Raw genomic sequence first — 19,311 nt, 5'->3', positions numbered from 1 at the left:
CCGCGCCACCGACCTACCCCACCTGCACAGCTTCTGCAGCGGCCTCGAACTCGACCGTGCCGCCGTCGTCGTCGTCGTCGTCGTCGTCGTCGTCGGCCTCACCCTGCCCTACCACAACGGCCGCACCGAGGGCGTCAACACGCGAACCAAGCGGATCATGCGCCAGATGCACGGCCGGGCCGGATTCGACTTCCTCCGCCACCGCATCCTCATCCCGTAGCCGGAGACACAGCGTCACCATCGGCTACGGAACAGAGCCGCTGACCTGACAGACCGGTTTCTGACACCGCCGGAGCCTGCCGCAATCGGCGCGCCCGGCTACCTTCCGACCCCCTGTGTACTACGGCCGGAGCCGGTGACCGAGTATCCGCACCCGGGCGCCTTGGGAGAGGAGTTCGAAGCCCGAGTCGAGGACTGGGAGCAGGCGACCTTCCCCGACCCCGACTACCCCGAGGAGTACGAATCCCGCTACTCCTGGGATCTCTCGACAGCCCCGGGCTGGAAGCTCGGCGGCCATGAACCCTGGAACTACCAGGGCTACTACGGCCCGGTGCGGTGCGACACGTGCGGCAGCGCAATGCGCTTCGTGGCTGCGATCGCCAGCAACGAATGGGACGGGGGCACGGAAAGCTGGGCTCCTGTCGGTTCCCTCGAAGGTGGTCCAAGCGAGCGGCTTCGGTGCCAGGGGCCGACCGACGTCGTCCTCGGGCGCCGCGAGACCATGCGGATCTTCACCTGCTCGCTCTCCGCGGACGACCCCGTCATCAGCGACCTGGTGTAGGGCCCCGCGTTGCCTGGTGGGCTTCGAGGTAGGCAGTCCAGTCGGTGGCTGCGCGGTGGCGCCATTTCTCGACGGTGTTGATGTGGAGACCGAGCATCGGTGCGAGAACGGCCGGGGGCCTGTCCTGGGCGAGTTGGACGAGGGCGGTGGCCCGGGACGGCCGGTTGGGGATGCCGTGAGCGGCGAGGCGACGGCCAGAGCTCCACCGGTGATGTGCCGTCCGGGTTCGGCCGAAGGGAAGAGTCAGCGGCTCGGGTAGTTCGTCGCCCAGCCCGGGGGCGGCGGCTGGTCGGCGAGTTCGGTCATGAGTTGTGCGAGCGGTTCGGGTAGGCGGATGGGGACGTGCTCCAGAAGGAGGAGGGCCTCTTCATCCCGCACGGTCAGGGCATCGGTGGGCAGCGCGGCGATCCGGGTGAGTTCCTGCCCGAAGAGGAACAGGATGGCGCCGGCTACGCGGATGTCGAGGGGAAGCGCGGTGTCGGTCAGGCACTGGTTGAGGATCTCCCGGTGGGAATCCTCGTCCAGGGCGACGGGTGTGAGGTTCGGCCGTGATGTCACTGGAATGTTCGGCGGTGCATGTCACTGACGTGTAGGTATGTCAGTGCTGTTCAAGGGTGGTTGGCCGCGGCGATCATGGTGACAACTTCCCGAATATTGCGGTGACATGAAGCCGTATCGTCCGGTGTCGTTTTAGCCGCGCCTCCTTCCCGTGTTGATCTTGGTGCTTGGTGCTTGGTGCTTGGTGCTTGGTGCTTGGTGCTTGGTAGCCGAGGGGCGACCGGTTTCCGGGGCGGGTTCGGCTGTTGCGCCGGGCGTCGGGCGGCGAGGCTCTGGTTGCTGTCGGACCGTCATGGGCTCGGGCGGTTGCCGATGGTGATGTCGCGATTCTGGCCGGCTGCGGCCGGAAGACCGCGAGCGATCGGATAGCACGGGTGTGCGCCGGGATGCCGGGAATGGCAGGGCATCACTCGTTCGGGTGGCATGTGGGGCTGAATATTCACTCCGGGCTCGTAGTCTCGCGTCTTGGTTGATCCGTTACCCACAGCGCTCGCCGGGCTGAACTGCCCTGATCGGTAGTGCTGTTCGACGTTGGAGGCTGTCCTTGATCGCCGTGCCGTTGTCCGCTCGCCCGGCTCGCGCGTGCTGCTGCCGGTGACCGTGGTGGAGGACGTTCCGGCGGAGGGCCTGGGTCGGCATCGGGATGAGCTGCGCCCTGCGGCTGTGGCCCCGCTGCTCGGGTTACGGTTGGCGGGGGAGTTGACGACCGCTGACGTGAGGCTGGTCGCCGAGTCGGCGGGCGTGAGTTTGCGTACGGTGTGGCGCTGGCTCAAGGAGGCCGAGGAGAGCGGTTCCACGGAGAAGGCCGAGCGCACGCGGTTTCGGGTCACCGACGAGATCGTCGATGTCCTTGCCGACTACCAGGGCAACGTCAAACGCGCTCACGAGCATCTGGTGCGCGCCGCCAAGGCGGCGGGGGAGAAGCCGATCGGTCTGACCACGCTGCACGACGCGATCGCCCGGGACCTCGACCCGGGCTTCATGGCGGGCCTGCGCGAGGGCGTTCCGGCGGCCCGTGGTTTCGATCCGGCCTTCAAGCGGCCCGCGGTGGCCCGTAACCACGTGTGGGAGGGCGACCACAAGCAGGCGCCGCTGGTGGTGGCGATGCCCGATGGGAGCGTCTCGAAGGTGTGGGTGACGTGGTTCGAGGACCGCGGTACCAGTCATGTGATGGGCTGGGCAGTCACCGCTGGTTCCGCGCACCGGGGTTCGGTCCTGGCGGCTGTGCGCTCGGCGATGCTGCGCGAGGACCCGTACGGGCCGGCCGGCGGGCTGCCGCACCTGGTGCGCGTCGACGGCGGCGCCGACTTCCTGTCCAAGACCGTCCGGCGGGCCTTCGGGCTGCTGGGGGTGCCGGTCCACCGGGTACGCAGTGCCCGCCACAAGGGCGGGGTGGAGCGGCTGAACCTCACCAGCGTGACCCGCTTCTTCGCCGACCTGCCCCGTTACACCAAGGCGCCCCAGCTCGATCACCGTCGGCGCGTGGGCGAGAAGGATCCGCCGCTGACGTTCGAGGCGTTCGTCGACCTGCTGCGCGAGTGGGTGCACGAGCACAACACGCAGCACGTGGTGAAACGCACCGGTATGACGCCGCTTCAGGCGTGGCTGTCCGACCCGACCGAGGTCCGGCCCGAGCCCAGCGCAGCCGAGCTGCGCGCGTTCATGTTGGAGAGCGACCACCGGGTGCGCAAGATCACCAGCCACGGGGTGGAGTTCGCGGGCCGCTATTACATGCCCGAGAACGGCGTCGGCCGTATCGGCGTCGAGGTGCGGGTGCGGTGGATGCCGCACCACGCCCATGAGATCGACCTGTACTCCTTCCGCGGCGACCGCTTCCTCGGCCGGGCACACCTCAGCGACGAGGCCACCGAGGAGCTGCGGGCCAAGGTCCTGGCCGACCGTGATGAGCACAGCGCCACCCTGCGCCGGGCCCTGCAACGCTCCGGCGATCGGAAGAGGGAACGCTACCTGCCCTCCACCCAGCCTGAAATCCCGGTGCGGGCCATGCGCATGACCGAGCGTGAGGCGCTGGAGGAACTCGCCGGGCCGAGTGGAGGAACCCCTGCCGCGCCGCGTCGGCGCGCGCAGCCGTACACGCCCGTAACCCCCGTCCCGGCCAGCTGGGCCCGTCCCGGCCAGGCCACCACCGCCACCCCGGATTTGTCTTCGGAGGATGTATGACCGCCACCGCGCCGCAGCGCCGTCCCGACCTGCGCCCGCAGTTCTTCCTCGACATTCCGCAGTCGGAACTGGTCGCCACCGACACGCTGCTGCAGATCAAGGACACCGTCGTCGACACCGTCGAATCGAGGGCGATGTCGGTGATCTACGGGGACGCCGGGCTCGGCAAGAGCTTCGGCACCCGCGCCACGATCCAGGAGATGAACCCCGATCTGATCCTTCCGCTGGACTTCGCCCGCTCCCGCCCCGGCCCGAAGGACCTGCGCGAGGAACTGTTCCATCAGATGAACCTGAGCTGCAAAATGCCCGGCACCCCGACCGCGTTCGACAAGCTGCTGCGCGAGACCCTGCCCAGGCGCCCGTACGTGATCGTGTGCGACGAGGCTCAGCAGTACCGGCGGGAGAACTTCGAGTTCCTGCGCAAGCTGTGGGACAACTGCGAGCCCAAGCCGGCCATCGTGTTCGTCGGCGGCCGGGAGGCGTACGCGACGCTGAAGAGCGACCCGGCGCTGGCCTCGCGGATCTACATCCGCCTGGAGATCCTGGCCATGACCGAGGACGAGGTCCTCAAGGCCGTCCCCGACTCCCACCCTGTGTGGCGGGGCGTCGACGAGGCGCTCCTGAAGCGGGTCGACATCCAGTACGCGGACGGCTCGTTCCGCGAGTGGGTGAAGGTGACCAAGCACGTGCTGGAGGGTATGAAGCACTTCAAGGCCGACAAGATCGACGACCGTGTCGTGGACTGGGCCCTGGCACGGTGCTGACCACTCCGCCGCCGGCCGGCCCCGCTCCGGCCGTCGCCCTGGAACTGTTCGCCGTCCTGGAAGACGCCGCCCCGCCCGACCTGCATTTCCTCGCTACCCCGGGCCTGCGGACGCTGCTCACTCCGGGCGTGCTCGCCGTGGCCGATGCGCTCGCCGACGCGTACGCCCAGGGCCGGTTCGTGTGCGTGGTGGGCGATGCCGGGGTCGGCAAGACCTTCGCCGTTCACACCACCGCCCGCCGGCTCGGTGAGCTGTTGCCGCTGGACTTCCGGGCTCAGCCGGCGCCCACGGACCTGCGGGCCTGCCTTCACAAGGCACTGAAGCTCCCCGGTGAGGCGCCTGCCGACCCCGGGGCCGCCGACACTCTGATCCGCCGCGCCCTGGCCCAGGGGCCGCGGATCGTCGTGGTCGAGGACGCCGACCGGCTGTCAGCTTCGTGCTTCGAGTACCTGCGTTTCCTGCACGACGACCTCCCCCAAGGGCTGTGCGTGGTGCTGACCGCCCAGCCGCCAGGCGAACGCAGGCTGCGTGCCCAGCGGATGCTCGCCACCCGCACCGCCGGCTGGCCCTTCATCTGGCCGCTCACCCGCGACCAGGTTCCCTGGGCAGTCCCCGCTCTGCACCCGCTGTGGCAGAGCGTCGCACCCGACGACCTTCAGGCGCTGGACGCCCGTGTCGCGGACGGCTGCCTGCGCCGCTGGGCCGTGCTGACCCGTCATACCCAGCGGGCCCTGGCCGTCACCGGAACGAAGAGGCCCGATCGGGGCATGCTGCAGGCCGTGGCCGACCGGGTCGACGGCGGGCGGCGCCCATGACCGGCCCCGCGCTTCCTCCTGCCCTCGCCCCGCAGGCGGCCACGCCGCCGGAGGCGGCTCCTGTGGGGTGGCCGGTGAGGCTGCTGCTGGACGCCGACGATGACCGCGCGGTGCAGCGGGCCGCCTACCAGTGGGCCGATCCCGGCCGCGGCCGGATCACCGCCGACCCCACCCCGCACACCACCAGCCCGGCCTACCTCGCACTGGACGTGCTGCGCGCCATGGGCCGTGACGGGTTCTCCCGCCCCGACGCCGAGCGGATGTCCACCGACCCGGCCTGGCGGGCGGTGACCTGCTGGACGCTGGTCACCGACGTGCACGAGGGCATCGTGCTGCGCGCGCACCGCCTGACGGTGGAGCGTCTGCGCCGCCTCGCGGCCTGGCGCGCGGACACCGGTATCCGCCTGACCCTGATCGCCCACACTCCGGAGCTGGCCGACGAGCAGCACCTGGTGGCGCGCCTGAACGACGCCGGTCTCACCGACGTGCAGACCGTACGGGGCACGGCCGCCGTCCTCGCCGCGATCGGACCGGCCGCCACCGGCCGCCGCCACGGCCCGCCCCCGCACGATCACGCCCACCCGCTACCGACGCTGCCCCGCAGTGGAGTTGCCGCGTTCCGAGCGGACTGCTGGCGCCGCCAGAACGACGTCGACTTCGCCCACACCGACGGCCAGTACCGCGCCGGCTACGCCGCCGCCCGCACCTGGCTGGCCCGCACCCTTCTTCTACTACGGCCGTCGGCGGCGGAGGCCGCCGACGGGCACCTCGCGGAGCCCGTCGCCTTCACCCTCCAGGAGACCGAAGCGTTGCGCCTGTTCCTGGCCCGCCTGACCGTCTCGAGCCCCAGCACCCAGCACACGGTGGCCCGCGTACGGGGTGCCCAGGCCGGCTTCCTCAGCCGCTCGGTGCTGCTCGACGTGCCCGACGACCTCACCACCTGCGCGGGGCCCGGCATCACCACCGTTCCCCTCACCCCGCGCACCGTGCACACGATCACCTGGCGCCTGCCCAACCCGGTGCGCGCCGCCGCAGTGGCCGCGCTGCTGTTCACTGGCACCGCCCGGTCGCTGCTGTCGATGACCCAGGTCGGATACGTCGACGACCGCGGCGCCACGCTGTCCATCGACCGCGACTCGCACATCAACGTCGGCCAGGCACCCGGTCCCCGGCACATGTACGCCGTCCCGCCCCGCGCCCGCCCCCTGCTGCGCGCCGCCGTCGAGTTCCGCAGCCGCTCCCCGCGCACCGCCGACTACCACGGCCTGTTCGCGAACTGCTTCGGCACCACGCCACGCCTCGAGGCCCTCGTCGCCGATGCTGGTCTTGCCATCCCCGCCCTGGTCCACCCCCACCCAGGCGACGACTGGCACACCACCGCCCGCTGTTGGCACCTGAACACTCCCGCCCCGCCCACTTCCGACGCCCTGCCGCACCATAGGGAGTCACGCCCGTGACCGCCCCGGCCCCGCCGCCCGCCGCCGGCCGGCTCTCCTTCGACCTGACGTTCCTGCGCGAACGCGCTCTGGGCTGCCGGCTCGGCGACGACGAACTGACCGCGCTGACCGGCATCCCCACCGCCGACTGGGACACCCATCTCACCCCGCAGACCCTCCCCGCCGCGGCCCTGATCCACCTGGCCCGCGCCCTCGACACCTCCCCTCAGTCCCTCCTGCGCACCCCCGGCCAGGACAAAAAGCGTCCCGGACCACAGGTGGCCGCCCACGCCACCGTGCTGCACGCGGCCCTCATGGAGGCCGGCCGTATCCACCCCGACGACCTGGCCAGCGCCTTGGAATGGCCCCCGCAGCGTCTGAGGCGCGCCGCCACCGCTCTGGCCGCACACCTCGAGCAGCACGACAGTCCTCACCGGCTCGTCTACACCGACACCGGCATCCACCTGACCACCACACCCGGACTGCTCACCGGCAGGCAGCGGCAGAACCTGCACACCGCCGGCCACACCGCGGCCTCCCTCAGCCCGTCCGAGGCCGCCGCCCTCACCCGCCTGCTGCACACCGCCGCCGACGGCCTTCCCCCGGAGCTGCCACCCGAGCAGGTCCCGCGCCTGGCCAACCGCCGCTTGCTCGCGCCCACAGGTGGGCATCCGGCGCCGCACCCCGACGTGCTGTTCGCCCTCGCCCTGGCCCGCCACCCCCTCACGGACACCCTCGGCCCCACCGACCACCAAGTCGCCGCGCCTGATCCGTGGGCGCTCCGGTCTGCCCACCACCCCGCCGCGGTTCGCGCCGATACCGCCGCCAGGCCCGCGCCCGTCACGTCGCAGCCACCGGAGCCACGATGACCAAGCGGAACTCCGCCGCGCCCGACACCGCCACCGGCCCGTGGCGGCCCACCTGGTCACCCGGCCTCGGCAGCCCGGATCTGCCCCAGCTCACCGTCATACACGACGCGCACGACGACCACGCCTTCATGGCCGCCGCCCTGGCCGCCCATGCTCCCGCGCTGGGCTGCATCACCGTCCACCCCACCCCGGTGGCCACCGCCCCCGCCTCCCTGGCCCACGACCTCCTGCGAAGCATGGACAAGCACCTGCCGCCGATCGGGAGTGAGGACGACGCCTACTGGACCGGCAGTACCGACACCGCCTGGCGCGCCGTCGCCGCCTGGATCCAGACGCTGCACATCCATCACGTCATCGTCACCCGCGTCCACCGCATCAGCTCCCGCCACTTCGAGCACCTCTTCGCGCTGAGGGAACTCACCGGAATCCGCCTGACCTTGCTGAGCCACGGTCAACTCACGCCCGCCCTGACCGAAGCACTGGCTGTGCTGCCGCACCTCGACGTGCACACCCTGGCCGGCGCCCGCCGGGCCGTTGACGTGCCAGCTCCGCCCCCGCCCGCCGACCGGTACGCCTGGTGGGAGGCGGCGGCGCAGTTCCCGCCCCGAGTGGACGAGCCGTGCTTGCTCATGCCCAGACGCCGCCCGGTCGGCCGTGACCGACTGGACGCAGCCGCCCGCCGCCTGGGCCGCACCGTGCTCCCGCTTCCGGCAGGCGGCCACTTCCCGCCCGAGCCCGACCGCGCGACCGCGCTATTCGCCCAGCGGCTCCACACGCGCATTGCCCACCCCGTCCACGCCGCGGCGCTGGCGACACAGGTCCTCACCGGCCGCCCGATCACACAGGTGCAACTGCCCGCCGCCCACACGGAGCCTGGCCGGGATCCCCTCGCCCCGCCATGGGCTGCGGACCTGATCGCCTCGGCCCACCGCTTCAGACGGCTGGAGGGGCACACGCCCGACGGACGAGGGCTGCGGCTGGCTCCCTGGGACCAGGCGGCCGTCGCTGAAGCAGCCCGTGCCTGCGGTCTGTTCGGCTCTGCCGGCCCGCCGAGGGCCGAGTCCGCCCCCACCGCCGGCCCCACTCACCGAAGCGGCGGCCCGCCTGCCGGCGCGCGGACCACGCGACGGCCCCCGGCCGCAGCGCGCCCGGCGTAGAAAATCCAACCAGCCTCCACAGCAAAGGAATTGAGACGATGGGTGTACCGGGAACAGAACTCTTCGAAGCGATCCGCCGCGACCACCGGGCAGGCGACAGGTTGCCCTCGTCCCTGGCCGCCCGGCACCACGTCTCCCGCGCCACCGTCATGGAGGCCCTGTCGACCCTGCTGCCCCTGCCCCTCCGCCTCCCGGCCGACGAGGACAAACTCCGCGACTGCCGCCGAAGCCTGGACGAACTGCTCGAAGAAGACGAGACCAACGCCCCCGCCGGATGCCGCCCGGCCTTCGAGCTCTACCGAGACCTCGACGGCCCCAGCGACAGGTACCCGGTGTCCTACCGGTGGGTGTGGGAATACATCACCCGCCACCGATCCGAGCACACCCCTGATGGCTCGCCGCAACCGGAAGACCCCGGCGTGCCCGCACAGCCGCGCTCCGCCGGACAGGCGGTGCGCCCGCCGGAGTCGGCCGACGGCCGAGCCGTGAACTCCGGTGTGCCGCATCGGACCTGGGCGGGCAGCGTTCCGTCCGACATGCCGGGATTCGTCACCGACCTGATCACCGGTGCGGTGCGCCAGCTCGCCGAGCTGAAGCTCGAGGGAGCGCTGCCGGCCCAGGCCGGTGTCGAACTCGGCATGGTCTCCCTCGCCACGGCCATGGCCCGGATCAATCAGGCGCTGTACGAGTTCGCGCTTGTCGGATGCGGAAGTGGTCTGTCCTACGCCCAAATGAGCACCTGGGTTGGCTTGCCCGAGGACGTCCTGGCCCAACAGGTCGAGGACTACCACCGCCTCATGACGCTCTGAATCGCTGCCTTGTCCGATCGGGCAGAGACGCATGGACCGAGCAGGGATGACCGGGGATGTGCCGGAATCGGCGGGCTGTATGACGGGTCGCAGCTCGGCTGACACCGATCTGGGGCCAGAGCGATGGGAGATGGCTATGGGGTGGGACAGGTGTCCCGTCAGAGGTGGTCGGCGCGGTGCGATCTCGGCGACCTCTGACGGGATGCCCATGGGGTGTTACGTGGCTGGACGGTGCTGGGCGAGTTTGGCGAGCATGGCCTGATTGGCTTCCCAGCCGTCGGGGAACTTGGCCGGCACGGACAGGTAGACGGGGTCGGTGGAGGGGTGGCTGCCGAGGAGGTCGGCGATTCCTTCGCGGGTGACGACGATGCAGGCCTGCCGGTGGCGGGAGGTGAGGACGCACAGGCGTCCGGCTTCCAGGTGGAAGGCGGTGGCGTCCCGGCGTCCTGACAGTGGGTGGACGACGATGACGATCTCGAACTCGCGGCCCTGGAGCCGGTTCGCGGTGTCGACTGTCACGCGCGGTGCGTGGGGGTGGCCGGTGCGGGCCAGGGCTTGCCGGACCAGGTCGGCCTGGTCGCGGTGGGCGACGCCGATGGCGATGTCGTCAGGCCCAAGGTGGCGGCCGTCGCTGTAGCGCTCGCAGGTGGCGAACGCTCCGCGGGCGAGGATGCGGGCGGCGAGGTCCGCGGCGGTCTGAAGGGTTTCGGTATCGGTGCGCGGGACGTGACGGCGCGGCAGTTCGTGCAGGGCCCAGCCGGTGGTGAAGGCAACCGCGAGTGTCTCGTCCAGGTGGCCGCCGCCAAATCCGGCGGTGGTGAGTTCCAGGGTGCGTGCTCCTTCACCGGTTCCGGCGGTGAAGCCGGTGAAGGGGTAGAAGGCCTGGGAGATGGCGGGGGCGGCGGACGTCGGCAGGCGCCAGGACACCGGCAGGCGGTGCACGGGGATGTCCGGGTTGTGCTCCAGCATCACGGTGACGCCGTTCAGGGTCGGGTTGTAGGGCAGGCCGATCCAGCGTTCGGTACCGACGACCGTGAACGGGTCCAGTTGGCCGGGGTCACCGACGAACAGGCCCCGGTCGAAGCGCTCGACGATCCGCAGCAGCATGTCGGAGCGCATCTGGTAGGACTCGTCCAGGATCGCCCATTGGAACGTGGCGTCGCGGACGGTGGCCCACTTGGCGGCGGTGCCGACGATGATCTGGCAGCCGGAGAGGTCGTTCAGGGTGCGGCCGATGGTCAGCTTCGTCAGGTTGTTCAGGGTTGGTGGAGAGGTGTAGGTGCTGGAGCTCAGCCGACCGACGGGAATGCCGGGGTTGGCTTCGGCGAGCCGCTCGATCAGGTCGTCGACCTGGTTGTTGGTCTGGGCGACGATGATGGGGCGTTCGTTGCTGGTGGCGAGCTCACGGGCCGCGCGGACGACCAGGGTGCTCTTGCCGGCTCCGGGCGGGGAGTCGACGACGACGGCCCGCTGTGTGGTTCGGGCGAGGTCGGCCAGGATTCGCGTGGTGGTGGCGTTCGCGGCGGCGATCGGATCCGCGATCGGGCCGGGTGTGGTGGTGTCAGTAGTCATGGCCCCATCCCTCTGCGGCGGTGTTCTCGGCTTCGGTGGCGTCGGCGTCCGGCGCCTGGGCGGGGGAGTGATGCGTCCACGGGGTGCTGTCGGACGCGGGGAACTCCGCTGCCGGACGCCAGCCCGGGTCCGGCAGGTAGGCGATGCGCTGGTCCAGCGCCGGCACACCGTCCGTCTTCGGGGTGCGAGGGGTTCCCATGCCGCCAGCGACCTCCACGGTGACCAGTGTCGTGCCGCCGTCGGGCAGGACGGAGACGATCCTGGCCTTATGGCTGTCCGGCATCTGCGGGCTGACCAGGCCAGTGTCGGCGGCCAGGCGTACGGGGTCGTCGGTGCGGATGGTGACGAGCGGCCGTAGCACCCGCCGGTTGCTGTCGCTGAGGACGACCCGGCCGGGCTCGGCGGCCACTACCGTCCCGGCGAACGCCTCCCCGACACTGCGCCGGTCCGCCAGCACGAACGGGTCGTCGAAGGCCATGTCGAACTCGAAGTCGACCAGCGCCTGCTCGAGCCGGTCCAGACGCCGCGCCGCGCCGATCGCGGTGTCCCGCTTTCGCTGTGGGAGGCCGCCGGCGTCCCGGTAGTCGGAGTAGGAGGTGAAGAAGGCGCAGTCACGCCCGAAGCGAGCGGCGGCCCTCGGCGCCTCGGGGACCGAGCGCAGTAGCGAGATGGCGTCCCACACCATGCGCCAGGTGGGCTGGATCTGTTCGGCGATCAACTCCCGCAGCTCCGCCTGCGCGGCGGCCAAGGCCACCGGGTCTCCGGCTGTGTGTGCTGCGTCGAAGCTTTTGATCGCCGGAGCCAGGTCACGGTTGTCGAACTGGGGCGATGTCGTCGGGCCCGCGGGCGGGCAGATGTCCGGGCTCTCCGCATCGGCCATGGCCTGCGCGACGTCCGTCCCGGGAGGCGGGGAGATCCAGGCCATGAGGGAGGCGAGGTTCTGGTCCTCCAGCGTGCTCTGGCCGGTGGCCCAGTGCTCGGCGAGCATCCCGGTGACGGGCAGCAGCAGGCAGGTGCCGGCCTGTTCGGCCCGCTCGACCAGGAACGTCAGCCACATGCCGAACTCGGGCACGACGTCCGCGACGGCGTAGGGTCCGGTGGTCGAACGGAAGCGGCACATGCGCCCGAGGTCGGCCAACGCCTTGATCCCACCGGTGTTTGGGACCAGGAGCTGAGGCGCGTCGCTGTACCGGGACTTCTCCCCCTCCCCACGGCGGTCCTGCCGGAAGGTGTCGATGTACCCCATCACGAGCTCGCCCAGGCAGGCGGCGAACGCGAACCGCTGGTCGCGGTTACGGGGCTGCTCCACGACCAGCAGGGTCGCGTCCCTCCTGGATGAGCCGACCATCGCCGCCAACGGTGCTCCGGCCTCCCCGGCCATCGTCAGCGGGATCACCACCAGAGGCCGGTCCGACAGGCGCCGGTGGCGGTACGCGCTCACCGTGACCGCCGTCATCGACTCCATCGCCTGCACCCGCGCCAACGCCGACACCATGTTCACGCCGCACCCCCGTATGCCTGGTCCAGCTCGGCCCGCAGCCTGGCGGCGTGCTGCAACGCGATGGCCATCTCGCTCTGGTCGGTGGTCGGCGTCAGCTGCCTGCGGGCCAGCCCCATGACCATGGTCGCGGTGTCGACGCCGCCGAACTGCTCGCGCGCCTCCGGTCCCAGGATGTCCAGCGAGGCATCCTCCCGGGCGCGGGAGCGGCAGTAGAACGCCATCTCGCAGTGGTTCAAACAGTCCGGACGGTACGTCGCTTCCACCTGGTCCAAGGCCTCGGTCAGCTCCTCGACGGGACGCTGCGCGCGCTCCCCGTCAGGGGCGAGGTCGAAGGTGAGGCCTTCCGGCAGCAGCTCCACCAGGTCTTTGATGCGTTCGAGGCGGTCCAGCTGCCGCGTCAGAGCGGCGACCGGCTTGCGGGCGTCGACGAACGCCGCCGTGGGGCGGTTGGTGAAGTCCTTCGGCGCGACCAGCACGATCTGGTCGGACACGGCCTCGGGGCCGATGCCGGCCTGGGCGAGCATGTCGCGCAGGGCGATGACGTACGCGCAGGCCTGTGTGGTCGCCGACTTCACCTGAGCCGGGTCAGCCTGGCCGTCGATGATCGGGAAGCTCTTGATCTCCACGATGTAGAAGCGGTCGTCCGCACGGAAAGCCACCAGGTCCGGCTCCAGGAACACCGCGTGCCCGCCGACCGTCAGGCGCAGCATCGGGTGGTCGTACAGGGTGCTGTCGCCGGTTCCCTGGGCGGCTTTCACCAGCAACTGCGTGGTGTGGGCGTGGCGGGCTGTCGCCGCCGACGTCGTTCAGGTCCCTGTTGCCCACCTCCGGCACCGTCAGCCCCAGGGTTTCGCGCAGGACGCGAAGGAGCTCGGCGTAGCCGTTGGCTTTCACCAGAGCCTCGAAGGCGTTGCCGCGGGCGAGGGCGAAGGAGGACTGGCCGAAGGCGGAGGGGTAACCGGCGTGCTCGGCGATCGCAGCCTTGTCGGAGCCGGAGGCGTCCAGCAGGGCCCGCAGTGTGCAGCGGGGGTTGTTCTCCAAAGCGGCCAGTGACCTGGCGTTGTATGGCCGGCGCTGCGTGGAGCCGCGCAGCGCCGTCAGGCGGTCATCGACTGGTGCGTTCACGGTGCCGGAAGTCCTTGCGGGGGAGGTAGAGGTGACATACGGCCGTCAGGCCCGCCGGGCCTGTAGCCGGGTGATGTTGTGCAACGGGGCGCCGAACAACTGCTGGTCATCACTGAGAGACTTGCTGGCCCGCCGCGCGGCGTTGGCCCGGGTGGCGCGGTCGGCGTCGGCGTGCACGTTCAGTTCCACCTGTGCCGCCTCGATCACCTGCTGCGGATCAGGTGCGCTCTCAAGACCGGAAGCGTTCCTCACTGTCGCGTCGGGGACGTTCGCAGCCAAGCGCCACAGCAGCCGTACGGCCGCCGGGGTGGCCGCTTCCCCCGAGGAGCGCACCGCCTCGGCGACGCCGATCGTGCCGGTGAGGAAGTCGGCGCGCTGGGACAGCGGGCCGATGATGCGCTGCTCCAAGGGCCACGTGCTGATTGTCACCAGTGCGCGCACCGGTGACAACAGGTCGTGAGCCAGCGCCGGGCACAGGTAGTACGGGCGGGCGCCGGGACTGGAGCGGTAGGAGCGTTCCTCGTCCCGGCGCAGGCTGGAGAGTTTGGAGGCGGACAGCTCCCCGGAGAAGAACGCATCGTGCACGCTGACGATGAGCTTCGGTGCCGCCGGGGTTCCCAGCAGCATCAATGCCCGGTGGACGTGCTCGCGTGCCGGGAGTCGGGAGCCGTGGACGACCGGGGTTGCCTGTAGCCCGGGGCGGGGCGGTGGGGTGGCCGGTTCGCCGGTGTCGACGAGGGCGTCCCATGCTTTCTCGGCGCGGCGCAGCTGGGCCCGCAGTTCGCTGGCCCGTTCGATGTCACCGGCGGTGGCCGCGTCGCGGATCGCGCGGCGCAGGGTGTTGATGCTCTTCTCCAGTGCGTCCAGCGGATCACTCATGCTTCACAGCCTACCAGAGTTCCAGAGTTTTCCAGACTTCTTCCTGAGAATCGGTGTACAGTCGGCAGTGCTGAACCCATTCGACCGCAGCGGCGCGGCCCCGCGCCGCCTCGCAGGCCGCCCCTCTCCTGGAGGCACCCCGTGACGGGACGCGTGTTCCACACCTCCGACTGGCACCTGGGCCGCCAGATCGGCCGCTTCCGGCGCGACCCCGAAGTCGACGCCGTCCTGGACGAGATCATCGAGATCGCCGCCGACTGGGCCCCAGACCTGATCGTGCACAGCGGCGACCTCTTCGACAGCTCGCGACCGGGCCTGGAGGACATGCGCCGCGCGGCACACGCACTGCGCCGCCTCGGCACGATCGCCCCGGTGGTCGTCGTTGCCGGCAACCACGACACCCCCCATGTCCTGGCATTCCTGGAATTCGTCCTCAACGACATGGGCACCCGGGCAGGCGACCAGGCCCGGGTCCGCTTCGCCACCGACGCCCGCCCCGACGGACTGCTGGTGGCCGAATACCCCACCAAGAACAGCGAGTCGACCCTGCGCATCGGAGCACTGCCCTACCTGCACCCCAACCGCTTCACCTACGACTTCACCGACCCGGCCCTGATGACCGCGGCCTACGCCGAGCGGATGCGTGCCGTCCAGGCCGACGTCTACCGCCGCCTGGCCGCCGGGCGCCGCGCCCAGGACATTCTCGTCTTCGCCGCCCACCTGTTCGTCGAAGGGGCCACCCCCTCCTACTCGGAACGGCAGATCTCCATCGCCGCCGACTACGCGGCCGCACCCGCGGACCTGCCCGCCGTCGCCTACGGCGCCCTCGGTCACATCCACAAGCCGCAACCCGTGGGCCGGGCCGGATTCCCCGCTCGCTACGCCGGCAGCCCGCTGCAGATGGACTTCGGCGAGGCCGGCGACACCAAGAGTGTCGTGCTGGCCGAGATCGGCCCGGGCATCGAACCGAGCATCGAAGTCGTACCGCTGACTTCCGGCCGCCGCCTGATCCGACTGGAAGGCACCTTGGAAGAGATCGCACAACGTGCCGGCCGCGTCGGAGACGCCTGGGTGAAAGCGGTAGTGACCGTGGAAGCCTTCAATCCGGCCCTGCCGGACACCCTCGCCAAGATGCTGCCCAAAGCGACGATCGTCGCCGTCGACGAGCGCCGCGCCGCGGCACCCGACCGCGTCCTGGACCGGAAGACTTCCACGCAGGAACTGCCCGACATCGAGGATCTGCTGCGCGACTACTTGTCTGGCCGCGGCACCACCGGCCCGGCCCTGGACCGTGCCATGGCCGCCTTCGCACACCTGCGAGCCGAACCCGACCCCGACGACCCCGCACCGTGCTGCGAAGAGACCCTGCTGACCGCGGCCATCGCCGGCCAGCCCCTCGATGCCATCGACCGCTCAAGCCTGCTGACCGGCACCGACACCACCGCAACCAAGGCGACGGCATGAAGCCACTGACGCTCGACCTCACCGGGTTCCGCAGCTACCCCAGCCGGACAACCATCGACTTCACCGGCAAAAGCCTGGTCGCCGCCCTCGGCGACACCGGCGCAGGCAAGAGCAGCCTGCTCGACGCCATCACCTACGCCCTCTTCCGCAAGAGCACCTGGGCCGCCAAGGAATCCCGCCAGCTCATCGCCGACGGCGCCAAGGCCATGAGCGTCGACCTCACCTTCTTCCACGACGGACAACGCTGGCACGTCCACCGCACCATGCACGCCACCAACCCGAACGCCGGCCGCCACCACCTGACGAACCTCGACACCGGCGAGGAAACCGACGGCGCCACCGCCGTGGACACCCGTATCCAGACCGCGCTGCAGATGGGATACGACACCTTCCTGCGCGTCGGGCTGCTCCCGCAGGGCAAGTTCGACCAACTCCTCACCGCTGCCCCCAAAGAGCGGAGCGAGCGGCTGCGCGAACTGTTCGGCGCCGATTCGCTGGAGTCAGCCCACCGGACGGCCGACCGCCACACCCGCACGCTCCAGACACTTCTGGGTGATGCGAAGGCCAAGCGTGCCGGGATGCCGGACAGCCCCGCACAGGACGCCCAACAGGCCGCTTCGGCCGCCGCCGTTGCCGCGGCCCGCGCCGACCGCCTGGGCACCGCCATCGACGGCATCACCGCGCTGCGGAACGAAGCCGCCGAAGCCCGCAGCGTCGCGGCCATCGCCGCCCTCGCCGCCCAAAACCTTTCGATGCGCACGGTGGCTGACGCCAATACCGTCCTCGACGCACTCGAGCCCGTCGCCGACGACATCGCCGCGCGGCACGACGCCCTCAACCGGCGCGTCGCCCGAGCGGAAGCCCTGGAAGGCGAACTGACCACAGCGATCACTGCGGCAGACACGCAAGGAGAAGGCAGGGATGCCCTCACCAAGGCCGCCACGCTCCTGGAGACCCTCGCGGCGGATGCCGAGGAGCACCGCAGCGAGCGCGATCGACTCGCCGCGCTCACCGACCAAATCGCCGACGAACACACCGCCATCGCCACAGTGGAAGCGGATCTGGCCGAACGCGCCAAGCACGGTGAACCGCTGGCGGAAGCGGCCATCGCCGCGGCGGCGACGAGCAGGCAGATCCGCACGAGCGCCGCCACCGCCCGCACCCGGATGGCAGAAGCCCTCTCGGCAGCCCGCCGCGTCGCCGACACCGCCAGCGCACACACCACTGCGGTAGGTAAACGCGAATCCGCCCGGAAGGCCCTCGGCCCGCTGGAAGAGGACGCAGCTACAGCGGACAGCGGCCTCATGGCCGCCCAGACGTATCTGGAAGCACTCCAACTGCGCGACAAGGCCGCCGCGATCGCCGCCGAACTGAGCCCCGAGGGAGACTGCCCCGTATGCCACCAGCAACTCCCGACCGACTTCGAACCCGAAGCCGCAGCCGACACGGCCGAGCTGGCCGCAGCGGGAGCACAGCTGGACCGGGCGCGCACCACACGTGACGCGACTGTCAACCACCTCGCCAAGGCCCGCGCCGCTGCGGCTGTAGCCGAGGAAACGGTGCGTGAACGCGAGCAAGACCACCAGATCGCTCAGCAGAAGGCGCAAGACGCCACCGCGCAAGCGGTACACGCCTTCGCGCAGTTCGCGGCTCTCGCCACCGAAACCGGCACCGGATTCGACACTGAGTCAGCTTCGACGACGCTGGCCGCGGCCACCGCTGTCCTGGCTGCCCGCACCGCCACCGATGCCGCACAGCCCGACCACTCCGAGCGAGAAGCAACGCCGATCACGGACGCGATCACCGCATGCGAAAAGGCAGCCGACAACCACGCTGAGGAACTGCAGGCCGAAGTACATCACCACACCGCCAAGATCGAGGCAGACAGCAAGACCCTGACAGCGCGCAAGAACGCCCACCGGCACCAAACCGACGACACCGCGAAAGCCACCGAACGGCACACCCGCGCCGTGGCCAAGACCGCCGCCGAGGTCCGCGCGCTTCCTCTCCGCATCCAGACGATGCTGCCGGACGAGGTAATCAACGTGGCCGCCGACCAGGTCGCCGCTGCTGCCGCCGCCGTCACCGCTCGCCGAGCCGAAGTCCAAGAGTTGTTCGACCGGAGGGAAGCCGAACGGGCGGAGAAGGCCAGGGCGCTCGCCGACCAGCGCGCCCTCGACCAGGAGACCCGCACCAGACTCGAGCGCCCGCTGACCGAACTGCGCGGCAACCTGGACGCGTGGGCCCAGGGCGCTACCGAGGCCCTCACGCATCTCGACGCGGTTGACCGGCGCCAGGTGCCGAGAACCCCGGCCGAGCTGACGATCGCCGGGATCCGCCAGTACGCCGCCGAACTATCGACGGCCACCTCGACCCTGAGCGGCAAGCTCACCGACCGCGCCAACACTGCCACCGACCGCGTAGCCGCCGCACAGAGCAGCCTCGACCAGCACGCCCACGCACTCGCCGACATCGAAGGGTTCGATCCTGCAGCCGACCTGACCGCACCCCAAGCACTCCACCCCCTCGTCGCCGCAGCAGCACAGGCGACCAAGGAAGCCGAGGACCAGCGCCACAAGCAGCGGGCAGCGCAGAACCTGATCAAGCCGGCCGCCGACCTGGAGTTCGCCATCGACGCGGGCACCGCCCGCTACGAGGCGCTGGAAGTCCTGCGCCGCGAACTGGTCGACGCCAAGTTCCTGGGCCACCTCACCGCACTGCGCACCCGCGCACTGCTCGGCGTGGCCAGCCACCTACTCGGTCAAATGTCCGACAATCGATTCGGCTTCGCCGACAATCTCGACATCGTCAGCCGCAACTCCGGGGTCGTCCACCATCCAAACCGACTGTCCGGTGGGGAGAAGTTCCTCGCATCGCTCGCCCTGGCGCTGGCCCTCGCCGAGCTGCACTCCCGCAGCGGCCCGACCCTCGGTTCCCTGTTCCTCGACGAAGGTTTCGCAGCCCTTGACACCGCCGCACTCGACTCGGCCCTCGAGGTGCTGCGCACCCAGACCGGCGGCGACCGGTTCGTCATGGTGATCAGCCACCTGCATGCCGTCGCCGAGGCCGTCGACGACGTGCTGTGGGTGGATCGGTCCCCTGCCGGGTCGTCCGCTCGCTGGCTGACGTCGGCCGAGCGCGACGAACTGGTGCAGACCGACCTGGCAAGTGGCCTACAGACACTGGCTCGCTAGCGCGGAGCGATGCCGAGCCCGACTGCGGTGATACCCGGACGGAGGGAGCCGCCCCCGCACATGTGGAGCAGGCATCGCAGTTGACCGGATATCCGGTCAGCAGTCGGCTGACTGCCAGCAGGAAGGGCAAGCCGATTGGTTGTGCTTGTGATTCGCTCCCGGTCCGACCTGACCCAGGGTGCCGCCAGTTGGCGCAGCACCAGCGT

At 70.5% G+C, this 19,311-nt stretch carries 15 protein-coding genes and 1 pseudogene; 11 read left to right on the top strand and 5 right to left on the bottom strand.

What is annotated here, in order from left to right:
• Both ACFZB9_RS36250 and ACFZB9_RS36245 read left to right on the top strand, forming a co-directional pair.
• Positions 1 to 220, top strand: a pseudogene (locus tag ACFZB9_RS36250) (ISL3 family transposase); the annotation flags it as partial.
• 135 nt (positions 221 to 355) lie between these two features.
• A complete protein-coding gene (locus ACFZB9_RS36245) occupies positions 356 to 781 on the top strand; it encodes a hypothetical protein (protein WP_391454343.1) in 426 nt (141 codons plus the stop codon).
• Positions 782 to 1,024: 243 nt separating this feature from the next.
• Here ACFZB9_RS36245 and ACFZB9_RS36240 read toward each other — a convergent pair whose 3' ends face one another.
• Positions 1,025 to 1,339, bottom strand: a complete 315-nt coding sequence (locus ACFZB9_RS36240; RefSeq protein ID WP_391454341.1) for a hypothetical protein — start codon at positions 1,337 to 1,339, stop codon at positions 1,025 to 1,027.
• A 582-nt stretch (positions 1,340 to 1,921) separates the two neighbouring features.
• Here ACFZB9_RS36240 and ACFZB9_RS36235 point away from each other — a divergent pair.
• From ACFZB9_RS36235 to ACFZB9_RS36205, 7 genes are all read left to right on the top strand, one after another.
• Positions 1,922 to 3,520 carry a Mu transposase C-terminal domain-containing protein gene (locus tag ACFZB9_RS36235; RefSeq protein ID WP_391454339.1) on the top strand — a complete coding sequence of 533 codons (1,599 nt, stop codon included), beginning with the start codon at positions 1,922 to 1,924 and terminating at the stop codon, positions 3,518 to 3,520.
• Complete coding sequence (locus tag ACFZB9_RS36230; RefSeq protein ID WP_391454337.1) at positions 3,517 to 4,284, top strand: AAA family ATPase; 768 nt, start codon at positions 3,517 to 3,519, stop codon at positions 4,282 to 4,284. Before ACFZB9_RS36235 ends, ACFZB9_RS36230 begins: the two co-directional genes overlap by 4 nt.
• On the top strand, positions 4,278 to 5,099 hold the full coding sequence (locus ACFZB9_RS36225) for an AAA family ATPase (RefSeq protein WP_391454336.1): 822 nt from the start codon (positions 4,278 to 4,280) through the stop codon (positions 5,097 to 5,099). Before ACFZB9_RS36230 ends, ACFZB9_RS36225 begins: the two co-directional genes overlap by 7 nt.
• Positions 5,100 to 5,173: 74 nt before the next feature.
• Complete coding sequence (locus tag ACFZB9_RS36220) at positions 5,174 to 6,556, top strand: hypothetical protein (protein ID WP_391454335.1); 1,383 nt, start codon at positions 5,174 to 5,176, stop codon at positions 6,554 to 6,556.
• Positions 6,553 to 7,404 (top strand): hypothetical protein, encoded by an 852-nt coding sequence (locus ACFZB9_RS36215; protein WP_391454333.1) that lies wholly within the window; start codon positions 6,553 to 6,555, stop codon positions 7,402 to 7,404. Before ACFZB9_RS36220 ends, ACFZB9_RS36215 begins: the two co-directional genes overlap by 4 nt.
• Positions 7,401 to 8,561, top strand: coding sequence for a hypothetical protein (locus ACFZB9_RS36210; protein ID WP_391454332.1), 1,161 nt, complete (start codon positions 7,401 to 7,403; stop codon positions 8,559 to 8,561). The genes ACFZB9_RS36215 and ACFZB9_RS36210 overlap by 4 nt, the downstream gene beginning before the upstream one ends.
• A 38-nt stretch (positions 8,562 to 8,599) precedes the next feature.
• Positions 8,600 to 9,370, top strand: a complete 771-nt coding sequence (locus ACFZB9_RS36205) for a hypothetical protein (protein ID WP_391454330.1) — start codon at positions 8,600 to 8,602, stop codon at positions 9,368 to 9,370.
• A gap of 216 nt (positions 9,371 to 9,586) precedes the next feature.
• Here ACFZB9_RS36205 and ACFZB9_RS36200 read toward each other — a convergent pair whose 3' ends face one another.
• The 4 genes from ACFZB9_RS36200 to ACFZB9_RS36185 form a co-directional block, all read right to left on the bottom strand.
• The gene (locus ACFZB9_RS36200; protein ID WP_391454328.1) at positions 9,587 to 10,942 is read right to left on the bottom strand and encodes an AAA domain-containing protein; all 1,356 of its coding nucleotides are present in this window, start codon (positions 10,940 to 10,942) and stop codon (positions 9,587 to 9,589) included.
• On the bottom strand, positions 10,932 to 12,437 hold the full coding sequence (locus tag ACFZB9_RS36195; protein WP_391454345.1) for a hypothetical protein: 1,506 nt from the start codon (positions 12,435 to 12,437) through the stop codon (positions 10,932 to 10,934). Before ACFZB9_RS36195 ends, ACFZB9_RS36200 begins: the two co-directional genes overlap by 11 nt.
• Positions 12,438 to 12,439: 2 nt before the next feature.
• Entirely contained in the window at positions 12,440 to 13,201 is a 762-nt protein-coding gene (locus ACFZB9_RS36190; RefSeq protein WP_391454326.1) for a hypothetical protein, read from the bottom strand.
• Positions 13,202 to 13,613: 412 nt separating this feature from the next.
• Complete coding sequence (locus ACFZB9_RS36185) at positions 13,614 to 14,447, bottom strand: hypothetical protein (protein ID WP_391454325.1); 834 nt, start codon at positions 14,445 to 14,447, stop codon at positions 13,614 to 13,616.
• 141 nt (positions 14,448 to 14,588) lie between these two features.
• Here ACFZB9_RS36185 and ACFZB9_RS36180 point away from each other — a divergent pair, with 141 nt between their 5' ends.
• Together ACFZB9_RS36180 and ACFZB9_RS36175 are read left to right on the top strand one after the other, a co-directional pair.
• A complete protein-coding gene (locus ACFZB9_RS36180; RefSeq protein ID WP_391454324.1) occupies positions 14,589 to 15,911 on the top strand; it encodes an exonuclease SbcCD subunit D in 1,323 nt (440 codons plus the stop codon).
• Positions 15,908 to 19,105, top strand: a complete 3,198-nt coding sequence (locus tag ACFZB9_RS36175; protein ID WP_391454322.1) for an AAA family ATPase — start codon at positions 15,908 to 15,910, stop codon at positions 19,103 to 19,105. Before ACFZB9_RS36180 ends, ACFZB9_RS36175 begins: the two co-directional genes overlap by 4 nt.
• The last annotated feature ends 206 nt before the right edge of the window (positions 19,106 to 19,311 follow it).

The sequence above is a fragment of the Kitasatospora sp. NPDC008050 genome, assembly GCF_042957465.1.
Taxonomy (GTDB): domain Bacteria; phylum Actinomycetota; class Actinomycetes; order Streptomycetales; family Streptomycetaceae; genus Kitasatospora.
Note: the sequence above shows the minus strand (reverse complement) of the source record. Positions and strands in the feature narration are given on the sequence as shown.